This is a genomic window from Vibrio sp. DNB22_10_4 (genome assembly GCF_052879755.1).
Map to the genome: position 1 here is coordinate 26,557 of NZ_JBNNXW010000022.1, position 11,132 is coordinate 37,688.

Below are 11,132 nucleotides of genomic sequence, written 5' to 3' on the forward strand. Positions count from 1 at the left end.
TCAAGATTTTAGCGACAAGATCGCGTCCGAACAGAGAAAAAGGCAAACGTTTCCCTTTTGATATGCTAGAATTCGCGCCGTAAATCATTTGTCAATTTTCATTAGATTGGAGTCAGTATGAAGCGCGATTTAGCAATGGCTTTTTCACGAGTTACCGAAGGTGCCGCCCTAGCAGGCTATAAGTGGCTAGGCCGAGGCGACAAAAATGCTGCCGATGGTGCAGCGGTGGAGGTCATGCGCAGCCTACTGAACAAGACCGATATCGAAGGCGAAATCGTTATTGGTGAGGGTGAAATCGATGACGCACCTATGCTGTACATCGGTGAACAAGTGGGTATTGGCGGTGATGCAGTCGACATCGCTGTTGATCCTATCGAAGGCACTCGCATGACGGCGATGGGTCAATCCAATGCCCTTGCAGTGCTTGCCGCTGGTGAAAAAGGCAGCTTCTTGAAAGCGCCAGACATGTACATGGAAAAACTCGTGGTAGGGCCTGGCGCGAAAGGCGTGATTGACCTTAATAAACCACTGACTGAAAACCTAAAAAATATCGCAGCTGCACTAGGTAAAACCTTAGATACGCTAGTAGTGACAACGCTTGCTAAGCCACGCCACGACGCCGTCATTGCCGAGATGCAAGCGATGGGTGTTCGCGTTTTCGCTGTGCCAGATGGTGATGTTGCCGCTTCTATCCTTACTTGTATGCCAGATAGCGAAGTGGATGTCATGTACTGTATTGGTGGCGCGCCAGAGGGCGTAGTCTCTGCTGCGGTTATCCGCGCACTAGACGGCGACATGAATGGCCGACTACTGCCACGCCACGTTGTTAAAGGCGATACTGAAGAAAACCGTGCCGCAGGTGAAGAAGAGCTAGCTCGCTGCGCTGAAATGGGTGTTGAAGCAAACATCGTACTGCGTATGGAAGATATGGCTCGTAGCGACAACGTCGTCTTCTCAGCGACCGGCATTACCAAAGGTGACCTACTTGAAGGCATCACTCGTCAAGGCAACATCGCAACGACTGAGACCTTGCTGATCCGTGGACGTTGCCGCACGATTCGTCGCATCAAGTCTACGCACTATCTAGAGCGTAAGGATCCGGAAATCCGCGACATCATCCTATAAGTCAATAAAGCTTTGTCAAAGGCGCTGATGGTTATCAGCGCTTTTTTTATATCTATGCAAGTCGATACTGCTGGAATGCTAACCTCAAGATTGTAAATCATTTGCTTTATTAACCTTATCCGCCATAATACCCCGACTATCTTTACCTCAGGCTGAACAAACGAACGGATTCACTGATGAAAGCCACCGACCACATCATAGACATCATAAAACGCGAAGGCGCTGTCACTGCCAAACGTATTGCGGAACGTTTAGGCATTACCACCATGGGCGCGAGACAACACCTACAAAGCCTTGAAGAAGAAGGCTTCTTAAAGTTTGAAGATGTCAAAGTCAAAGTCGGCCGCCCAAATAGGCATTGGTCACTCACTGCCAAAGGGCATGCTCGTTTCTCCGATCGTCACAGCGATCTCACCATTCAGTTTATCGATGCCATTGAAACCGTATTCGGCTCCGAGGGATTGGACAAAGTCGCTAAAGAACGCGAACAAAACACACTTGCGACCTATCGCCAACACTTTGAAACGCTCACTGATTTACACAGCAAGGTCACCAAATTAGCTGAGCTAAGAGAAAAAGATGGCTACATGGCAGAGTGTGAGGAAGCCGGTGATGGCTACCGATTGATTGAGAATCACTGTCCCATCTGTATCGCTGCTACTCGATGTGAAGCGTTATGCCAGTCAGAAATCAATGTGTTTCAATCACTTGTTGGTGAAGATGTTGCGGTTAAACGCGATGAACATATCGTCAAAGGTGAAAGACGCTGCGTCTACACTTTCCAACCAAAAGGCGAATAAGCTGTCTCACTACTGAGACATTGAAGGCTTTTTATTTTGTCTTCTGTCATTAGCTCCTAGGCTAACTATACACCCCAACTCAGGATCGGGTTAGGTAGTACCGTTAGTTAGCAGAGGAATGCAGGCATGGCAGAGTCGATTTCACTCCCTTCATTTGAAGAGCTGGCAGCAATGGCCAAAGACAACCCAGAGCAGCTTAGCCAGCTTCGACATCAGTTGTGTGAGCAGTTCATTGCTGGTTGCTCCAGTGATATGCAGCCAAGACTGCACGCCCAACAGTCTCACATTGAGCGGGTACTACAACGCGCCAAAAACCCGATACATGCCAATGTGCTTTTGAGAGAAGAGCTGCACAAACAAATCGTCAAATTTGCCGATGCGCTGCAAGGAGACACGCAAACATCTCAATGCAGTGCAGACATCGTTCCTTTTGATCGTGGGCAAGAGTGGCGCTGATCGATTGATACCGCCTTTGGCACAAAGAAAAGGGGCATAAAGACAAGAGGCGCAAAAAAGGGAAGCTAATGCTTCCCTTTCGACATTTTGAGCCGCTTATTGCTTAGGCTCATCACCGTATTGGTTTTGACCGTCAGTTCCTTTCAAGAAACCACACTCCACCAAGATCCAAGCGCCACAGGCTAACGCAGCCAATGAAATCACACTTTGAACCAGTGAAGGCTGAGCAGCCGTTGCCGGATCCAGCGTTGGCAAACTCATGCGTCCAAACACGAGCGGCACATTTAATAGCAGCCACCAGCTTGATTTATTGCGGTCGTGCCAACGTTTAGCAGTAATCGCCAAGTCAGGTATCAGCAGTACCACCAAGAGTACCGGCAGTAATAAGTGCACCACGTTTGGGAATAGATAGTTCAACCCCTGCGCACACACCATAATGGCTAGGTAATAACAGACATTCCACATCCAGAACGTCTTGCGACCAATGCGGCCATTAAAAGAAAACAGTAACGACTTTAACGACATCAAATCACTCTCATATTAATTGGTAACCTTTTGAAAGCAGGCTTTGTCCATATCGCGGATATTCACCGTCAAGCTCTTAATATGGCTCGCCTGCTCTCTAAGTACTTCCATCAGCTTACGCGACAACTCGCGCTTTTGCTCGTCCGTTCGTCCAGACAGCAGCTCAAAGCTGATGTGCACAAAATCTTCGCTATCCCCGTACTCGCCAATCAACCAGTTATGACTGCGCAGTGAACGAGACTTCACCGAGTCAGTATCAAACAGCCCACAGTTGAGTGTTACACGGTGCAGATCTTCCAGTAGCCCTTGTACATTCAACCTTTCGTCGGCTGTATTCGAATATTCTAAAACCAGATTCGGCATACGACTTCCTTTTTTTTGGCCAATAGCCGACAAGGTATAGCAAGCCGCGAGTAAAATGCCGAGAAGTATTCTATTATTCTGTTTACTGGATCACTTGGGCACGCCATTCTGAGCTCTCTAAATGGGGCAATTGTTAGGATAAGATACCAAAGCGATAAAGAAATGACCCCAATCATGATCTACGTGAATTAATCTGTTATATTCTTTCGTAATCACGTTTATTTTTTACATTCGTTTATTACAAACACTGATTTTGGAGAAAATCTCATGCGTCAACCTGTAGTTATGGGTAACTGGAAACTCAACGGCAGCAAAGCAATGGTAACTGAGCTGCTAACTGGTCTAAACGCTGAACTTGAAGGCGTAACTGGTGTAGACGTGGCGGTAGCTCCACCAGCACTTTACATCGACCTAGCTGAGCGTGTTATCGCAGAAGGCGGCAACAAGATCATCCTTGGTGCACAAAACACTGACCTAAACAACAGCGGTGCTTTCACTGGCGACATGTCTCCAGAAATGCTGAAAGATTTTGGTGCAACTCACATCATCATCGGTCACTCTGAGCGTCGTGAATACCACAACGAATCAGACGAGTTCATCGCTAAGAAATTCGCATTCCTAAAAGAGAACGGCCTGAAGCCAGTTTTCTGTATCGGTGAATCTGAAGCTCAAAACGAAGCTGGCGAAACTGAAGCAGTATGTGCACGCCAAATCAACGCAGTGATCGACGCTTACGGTGTTGAAGCACTAAACGACGCAATTATCGCATACGAGCCAATCTGGGCTATCGGTACTGGTAAAGCAGCAACTGCAGACGACGCACAGCGTATCCACGCTTCTATCCGTGCTCTAATCGCAGCAAAAGACGAAGCAGTAGCTGAGCAAGTAATCATCCAGTACGGTGGTTCTGTTAAGCCAGAGAACGCAGAAGCTTACTTCTCACAACCAGACATCGACGGTGCTCTAGTTGGTGGCGCATCTCTAGACGCTAAGAGCTTCGCAGCAATCGCTAAAGCAGCGGCAGCAGCAAAAGCTAAGTAATCGAACCGATTACCAAAAGCCGGCTCCATTGAGCCGGCTTTTTTGTTTCTATGTGTCCGTCACTTTACTGCGGACAAACAAAAACCGCTGCCAAGGCAGCGGTTTTTCTATGCTCGAGAGAAGGCCGAATTAGAACAGCTCTTCCGCTACTTTGAATAGGTCAGTGCGCACTGGACGCTTCATGTTTTCGATAGCATCGATGATGTCATGGTGAACCAGTTGCTCTTTCTGAATGCCCACACAACGGCCGCCGTGACCTTCTAGAAGTAGGTGAACCGCGTAGTTACCCATGCGAGATGCTAGAACACGGTCGAAAGCTGTCGGACGACCACCACGCTGGATGTGACCCAGTACTGTCGCACGAGTTTCACGGCCAGTACCTTCTTCAATCTCTTTCGCTAGCTCGTTCGCATCCATCATTAGCTCAGTAAGAGCGATGATCGCGTGTTTCTTACCTTTCGCAATACCATCTTGAATGTTGCTGATTAGCTGGTCTTTATTCAGACCAGTCTCTGGAGTAATGATGTACTCACAGCCGCCTGCAATTGCTGACATTAGGGTTAGGTCACCACAGTGACGACCCATGATCTCAACGATAGAGATACGTTGGTGAGAAGATGAGGTGTCACGTAGACGGTCAATCGCATCGATAACTGTGTTTAGTGCCGTTAGGTAGCCGATTGTGTAATCAGTACCTGCAATATCGTTATCGATAGTGCCTGGAAGACCGATACATGGGTAACCCATTTCAGTTAGCTTCTTCGCGCCCATGTAAGAACCGTCACCACCAACAACAACCAATGCGTCGATGCCATGCTTTTTCAAGTTCTCAATGGCTTTCTCACGAACTTCCACTTCTTTAAACTCTGGGAAACGCGCAGAACCTAGGAATGTACCACCACGGTTGATCACATCAGAAACGCTTGAACGGTCAAGAGGCTTGATGCGGTCTTCGTACAGACCAAGATAGCCGTCGTATACGCCGTACACTTCCAAACCCTCTGACAGAGCAGTACGTACCACGCCGCGTACCGCAGCATTCATACCCGGTGCGTCACCACCACTTGTCAAAACACCAATTTTCTTAATCATGCTCACCCTCGATTTGGCAATCTAATTTTAAATTGTAAGTATGTCGCCTTCGGCGGCGACATACCGAAATCTTTGTTATCGTTACACAGGCTCAGCGTGTTCCCCAAAACATCACTGACGTAACTTTATTACTTATGTAAGAGTATTACAGTTTATACTGGCTCGTACGTTGATTCACATCAGAATCGCACTTTTTTATCACGCGCATTGATAATAGACAATGGAATTTAACATTGCCATTACGGCAAAACCTCCTCCCAAAGTGTGTCACCATCTACGCCCAGCCAGCTAAAAGTCTTGCAGTTTTTGCTCAGCTTCTTCGCGAAGCACCACAGAATACGGGTCTTGGTGAATGATCACATCCGCACCCGGAAATGCCTTAATCACCTCTTCTTCCGCTTTATCAGCAATGCGGTGCGCCTCGATAAGGGGCAGATGGTCATCTAACTCTAAGTGTAACTGAATGAAACGAACTGGCCCTGACATGCGAGTTCTTAGCTGATGCACACCAATCACCCCTTCCACGTCATTACACACCTGGCGAATCACAACTAACTCTTCTTCCGGCAATTGACGATCAAGCAGCGATTGTACCGACTCATAAGCCATTTTTATCGCGCTGACTAAGATAAACACACCAATACCAATCGCAAACACCGAGTCCGCTTGCCCAACGCCATACCAACTCAATCCAAGAGCGACCATAATCGCCACGTTCATATATAAGTCAGTTTGATAATGCAGTGAATCAGCAGCAATGGCCTGACTGCCCGTTTTACGAACCACATATTTTTGAAACGCAACCAAGCCCGACGTCACGATTAAGGCAAAGAAACTGACATAGATACCCAGCTCAGGCGATTGGAGATCATGCGGCCTGAAGAAACGATCGATACCGTTAAGAATGAGAAAACAAGCAGAACCGGTTATGAACATCGACTGTGCCAACGCGGCCAGAGATTCGGCCTTGCCATGGCCAAAAGTATGTTCTTTATCAGCAGGTTGAAGTGAGTATCGAACAACAATCAAGTTGATCAATGATGCGGCAATATCAAGCAGTGAGTCGATCAAAGAAGCCAGTAAGCTCACCGAGCCGGTGACCCACCAAGTGATCAGTTTCGCTATTAACAGGATGGTTGCTACCGTGGTCGCTGCCCATGCAGCCGTAGTAACCAATTTCGCGTAGTTGTCCTTCATGCGCTGTGTGGTTTTTCCTTGAAGATATTTCTAAACACAAAGCAAGTATACTGATAAATGATGACAAAAATAGAAAAAGCGACCAAAAAAGGTCGCTTAGTATTCGCTATCGTTATCATGAAAGCTAGGAGTCTAACTTCATGATACGCTAGATATGCCGATTACTCAGAAGCACGTTTTTCTGCACGCTTTTCCATTTTCGCGAAGCATTTTTCCATGCGCTCTTGGGACAGCTCTTTAAACGTCTCTTTCTGCTCTGGCGTTAAGATGCTCATCAGTTCATGTTGCTTCTCAAGCATCTTCACGCGGCGCTCGGCTTGCTTCTCAACCATTTGCGTTGCCAGTGCGTTCGCCGCATCCGCATCAAACGTATCGGCTAATACTAGATCTTGCATTTGCTGCTGACGTGCTTGCATTTCTGCTTTCTTAGCAGTGAAATCGCCATCAAACTTCTGTTTCATTTGCGCTTTAGTCGATTCACGTAGCTGCTTCATCTGCTCTTTTTGTGCGTCAGTCAGGTCTAGCTCGCGGAACATGCGTTTGCCGTCAAAACCGCCACACATGCCTTCGCCACCTTTACCGTGATGACCGCCTTTACCGCCACCGTATGCTAAGACACTTGCAGAGCCAAGCGCGAGTGGAAGAACAGTTGCAGCGATAACCCATTTTTTTGAAAATTTCATAATCTTTACCCTTATGTGATTCATGCCATGGCTGCCTCTGCAGCGCTTGAGTATAGAATAGAAGCTGAGGCGTAAAGCAACGTACAGCGAGCGTAAAGAATCGTAAAGATCGCTTTTTTGAGCCGCGAACGCTTTATTATTACAGGGCACAACAATACCGAGGTAAATCATGGCACACATTCTTCTTATCGATGACGACACCGAGCTAACCAGTCTTCTCAAAGACATCTTAAGCTATGAAGGCTTTGAGGTTTCAGAGGCCAACGATGGGTTTGCTGGCTTAGAGGCAATGTGCGAGGCCATTGATTTAGTATTGATGGATGTGATGATGCCACGCCTCAATGGTATGGATACCCTCAAAAAGCTACGCGAAAATTGGGATACCCCAGTACTGATGCTTACGGCAAAAGGTGAGGAGATAGACCGTGTTATTGGTCTTGAGCTTGGCGCCGATGACTATCTTCCTAAGCCATTTAGCGACCGAGAGCTGCTCGCGCGTATCAAGGCCATATTAAGGCGCACCAGTAACAAGTCAGAATCGAGCTCATCCGATGGAATACGTTTTGACGACATTCAGGTCTTCCCTGCAAAACAAGAAGCGACGTGCCAAAGCCAGACTCTCGACCTAACCACCACTGAATTTGCGCTGCTGCACTATTTTGTCCAACACCCTGGGGAGACGCTGACCAAAGAAGCGCTGAGCCTTGAAGTGCTCGGCAAGCGCCTGTCAGCATTCGACCGAGCGGTGGATATGCACGTCTCTAACTTACGTAAAAAGCTGCCAGAAAAGAGCGATGGTAAACCAAGGATTAAAACCTTGCGCGGTCGTGGCTACTTATTGGTGAAGGAGTAAACATGAAACTGCCAAAAATTAGCAGCCTCTACGGACGAATTTTTGCGATATTTTGGTTTACCATGTTGCTGGTGCTGATCGCGGTACTAGCACTGCCCCACCTCGATCCTCGCGTTGCAAGAGAAGTCTCCACCGAGACACTCGGCCAAATCAGTGCTACTCGTGACAGAATTGAACGTCAATTTGCCAACGAGCCAAGTATTGGTCGCATAGTCTATCAGCTTGATAAGTCTGAACGCATGCACAATAAAGACCGCAAGACAAAAGGACCAAGCTTCTTCATTGTCGATAAGACCGGCAACATCTTAAGCACTCAAAAGCATGTCGATTTCAAAGAGCGCATGCTCAAAAACTTCATTACTTCGGTTGATACGTTCGACAAGCCGATGCAAAAACTCTACGGCCGCTACATGCTGGTTGGCCCTGTTTCGATTAACTTAGCCAAGCAAGAGTATGACCTTTATATCGGTATGCGCTGGAATCAACCTCCGCCGTTTCTACTCAGAATGTTTGATAAGCCATTCCAGCTATTGTTAGTAGTGATGGCCGTCAGCACACCGCTTCTGCTTTGGCTAGCATGGGCACTGAGCCAACCCGCTCGCCGTCTTGAGCGCGCCGCCAAGCGTGTTGCCAAGGGAGAGTTCAATCCAGATCCGACCCTCGAAACCGGCACGACAGAGTTTAAGCAAGCAGGACAAAGTTTCAATCAAATGGTACTGGCGGTAAATCAAATGATTTCCGGTCAGCAAAGACTGCTGTCAGACATCTCCCACGAGCTGCGTTCACCATTGACAAGGCTTCGCATGGCGACAGGCCTCGCGACCCGTAAACAAGGTGAGAGCGCAGAGTTGACCCGTATTGATACCGAAGCCCAGCGCCTTGAGCAAATGATTGCTGAGCTTTTGGAACTGTCTCGCATGAACACCGACAGCCATGTCACCCGAGAAAGTCAGCCAGCAAGCAGCCTTTGGGAGGAGATCTTTAGTGATGCTCAGTTTGAGGCCGAGCAAGTGGGCAAAACTTTGCACTTCTCAACGATTCCTGAGATCTCTATCGTCGGCAACCCTAAGCTGCTCATGAGTGCAATTGAAAATATCGTACGTAATGCGATCCGCTATGGTGAATCCGAGATCAATATCGCGCTGTATCAGCACGATGACATCCTGCACATTATTGTCGAAGATGATGGTCCTGGAGTACCTAATGATGAACTTGACGACATTTTTAGACCGTTTTATCGCGTCTCCACCGCTCGCGATCGCGACTCAGGTGGCACCGGTTTAGGACTGGCAATCACGCAAAGTGCCATCCTCCAGCATCGCGGCCAAATCATGGCGTCACGCAGTGAACTTGGCGGTCTAAAAATGCACGTAGAGCTGCCATTATAAATCAGGCAACGAAGCGATATTGATTCTACACTCTTTGTGGTAGCCTTCCGGCTCATGCTCAACACAATAAGAGAACCAAGTAGATGAAGATCTTCAGCAATTTCGAAAGTGGCAACATTGAAGTTGTCAGCATTGAGAATAAAGACGATATCCAGCTAAAGATACAAAACGACCATCAGTCTGAGTTTTATCAGTGGTTTCATTTCCGCCTAGAAACTCAGGCTGAACAATCCCACACCATCAAGATCCTTGATTTGGCTAAGTCAGCCTACCCTGAAGGTTGGAAAGGCTATGATGTGGTCGCTTCTTACGATCGCGAAGAATGGTTCCGTATTCCATCTGAGTTCGATGGCGACACACTGAGCTTCAACGTGCTGCCTGAGCGCGGCTCCATGTATTTCGCTTACTTCGCACCCTACTCCTATGACCGCCACCTCGATCTCTTACACATGGCGCAAACCGAGCACCACTGTACTCTTGAGACCCTAGGCCACACGTTAGACAACAACGATATGTCACTGCTAACTTTTGGCGAGCCAGAAGAAGGTAAGAAGAACATTTGGGTGATTGCTCGTCAGCACCCGGGTGAGACTATGGCGGAATGGTTTATGGAAGGCCTGATCCAGCGCCTTGTCGATGAAACCGACACCACAGCGCAAGCGTTGCTAGAAAAAGCTGTGCTCTACGTAGTGCCAAACATGAACCCAGATGGCGCAAACCGCGGCCACCTGCGCACCAATGCGGTTGGCGTCAACCTAAACCGTGAGTGGCAAACACCTTCTATGGAGAAAAGCCCAGAGGTGTTCCTAGTACGCGAGAAGATGCTGCAAACGGGCGTCGACATGTTCTTGGACATTCATGGTGATGAAGCGATCCCATACAACTTTGCAGCTGGCTCTGAGGGCATTCCTTCTTACGATGAGAGACACGCCGGTCTTGAGCATGCGTTCAAACAAGCACTACTCACTATTACGCCTGAGTTCCAAGACGACTATGGCTACGACAAAGACGAGCCGGGTAAGGCAAATCTAACCGTCGGCTCAAACTGGGTTGCAGAGCAGTTCCGCTGCCTGTCATACACCATTGAGATGCCTTTTAAGGACAATAACAACTATCCAGATCCTTTGTATGGTTGGTCGCCTGAGCGCAGTATTAAGTTTGGTCATGACATGGTAGCGGCGACGCTAGCTGTGACGGATAAGCTTTAATCTCAAAGGACACGCAATTAGAGTATCTCGTCATTCCGCTAGCCGCGCGCCTGCGCGCACTGGAATCTACGTGAGGCTTGGTGCACGCTTTAGGTAGATCCCCGTCTGCGCGGGGATGACGATAATTTTAGTTACGACCTACTCTATAACGTCTTCATTCCTGTGCAGACAGGAATCTAATTGAGGCTTGGCGCTCACTTTGGGTAGATCCCCGCCTGCGCGGGGATGACGATAATTTTAGTTACGACCTACTCTATAACGTCTTCATTCCTGTGCAGACAGGAATCTAAATGAGACTTGGCGCTCACTTTGGGTAGCTCCCCGCCTGCGCGGGGATGGCGATAATTTTGAGTGTAAGGAACTAACAACTCGCGTCATTCCTGTGTAGACAGGAATCTTCT

At 48.1% G+C, this 11,132-nt stretch carries 12 protein-coding genes; 7 read left to right on the top strand and 5 right to left on the bottom strand.

Features of this window, described 5'->3' with window-relative positions:
• Positions 1–117: 117 nt before the first annotated feature.
• From glpX to ACVA6Q_RS23520, 3 genes are all read left to right on the top strand, one after another.
• Entirely contained in the window at positions 118–1,125 is a 1,008-nt protein-coding gene (glpX, locus tag ACVA6Q_RS23510) for a class II fructose-bisphosphatase (protein ID WP_353497303.1), read from the top strand.
• Positions 1,126–1,301: 176 nt separating this feature from the next.
• Positions 1,302–1,925 (top strand): helix-turn-helix transcriptional regulator, encoded by a 624-nt coding sequence (locus tag ACVA6Q_RS23515; RefSeq protein WP_446649088.1) that lies wholly within the window; start codon positions 1,302–1,304, stop codon positions 1,923–1,925.
• Between the two features lie 126 nt (positions 1,926–2,051).
• Entirely contained in the window at positions 2,052–2,381 is a 330-nt protein-coding gene (locus ACVA6Q_RS23520; RefSeq protein WP_446649089.1) for a DUF3135 domain-containing protein, read from the top strand.
• Between the two features lie 96 nt (positions 2,382–2,477).
• Here ACVA6Q_RS23520 and ACVA6Q_RS23525 read toward each other — a convergent pair whose 3' ends face one another.
• The gene (locus ACVA6Q_RS23525) at positions 2,478–2,906 is read right to left on the bottom strand and encodes a DUF805 domain-containing protein (RefSeq protein WP_446649090.1); all 429 of its coding nucleotides are present in this window, start codon (positions 2,904–2,906) and stop codon (positions 2,478–2,480) included.
• Positions 2,907–2,921: 15 nt separating this feature from the next.
• Positions 2,922–3,269 carry a 5-carboxymethyl-2-hydroxymuconate Delta-isomerase gene (locus ACVA6Q_RS23530; protein WP_112462382.1) on the bottom strand — a complete coding sequence of 116 codons (348 nt, stop codon included), beginning with the start codon at positions 3,267–3,269 and terminating at the stop codon, positions 2,922–2,924.
• Between the two features lie 267 nt (positions 3,270–3,536).
• Here ACVA6Q_RS23530 and tpiA point away from each other — a divergent pair, with 267 nt between their 5' ends.
• Complete coding sequence (gene tpiA / locus ACVA6Q_RS23535; protein WP_353497307.1) at positions 3,537–4,310, top strand: triose-phosphate isomerase; 774 nt, start codon at positions 3,537–3,539, stop codon at positions 4,308–4,310.
• A gap of 129 nt (positions 4,311–4,439) precedes the next feature.
• Here the strand turns inward: tpiA and pfkA are convergent, their stop codons facing one another.
• The 3 genes from pfkA to ACVA6Q_RS23550 form a co-directional block, all read right to left on the bottom strand.
• A complete protein-coding gene (pfkA, locus tag ACVA6Q_RS23540) occupies positions 4,440–5,402 on the bottom strand; it encodes a 6-phosphofructokinase (RefSeq protein ID WP_112462381.1) in 963 nt (320 codons plus the stop codon).
• 288 nt (positions 5,403–5,690) lie between these two features.
• On the bottom strand, positions 5,691–6,599 hold the full coding sequence (gene fieF / locus ACVA6Q_RS23545; RefSeq protein ID WP_446649091.1) for a CDF family cation-efflux transporter FieF: 909 nt from the start codon (positions 6,597–6,599) through the stop codon (positions 5,691–5,693).
• 161 nt (positions 6,600–6,760) lie between these two features.
• Positions 6,761–7,282 carry a CpxP family protein gene (locus tag ACVA6Q_RS23550; RefSeq protein ID WP_446649092.1) on the bottom strand — a complete coding sequence of 174 codons (522 nt, stop codon included), beginning with the start codon at positions 7,280–7,282 and terminating at the stop codon, positions 6,761–6,763.
• A 169-nt stretch (positions 7,283–7,451) separates the two neighbouring features.
• Between ACVA6Q_RS23550 and ACVA6Q_RS23555 the strand changes: the two genes are divergently transcribed.
• From ACVA6Q_RS23555 to ACVA6Q_RS23565, 3 genes are all read left to right on the top strand, one after another.
• Positions 7,452–8,135: a response regulator gene (locus ACVA6Q_RS23555; RefSeq protein WP_353497310.1), complete on the top strand. Its 684-nt coding sequence runs from the start codon at positions 7,452–7,454 to the stop codon at positions 8,133–8,135.
• Between the two features lie 2 nt (positions 8,136–8,137).
• Complete coding sequence (cpxA, locus tag ACVA6Q_RS23560; RefSeq protein ID WP_446649093.1) at positions 8,138–9,523, top strand: envelope stress sensor histidine kinase CpxA; 1,386 nt, start codon at positions 8,138–8,140, stop codon at positions 9,521–9,523.
• Positions 9,524–9,606: 83 nt separating this feature from the next.
• On the top strand, positions 9,607–10,731 hold the full coding sequence (locus ACVA6Q_RS23565) for a M14 family metallopeptidase (protein ID WP_429760112.1): 1,125 nt from the start codon (positions 9,607–9,609) through the stop codon (positions 10,729–10,731).
• Positions 10,732–11,132 lie beyond the last annotated feature (401 nt).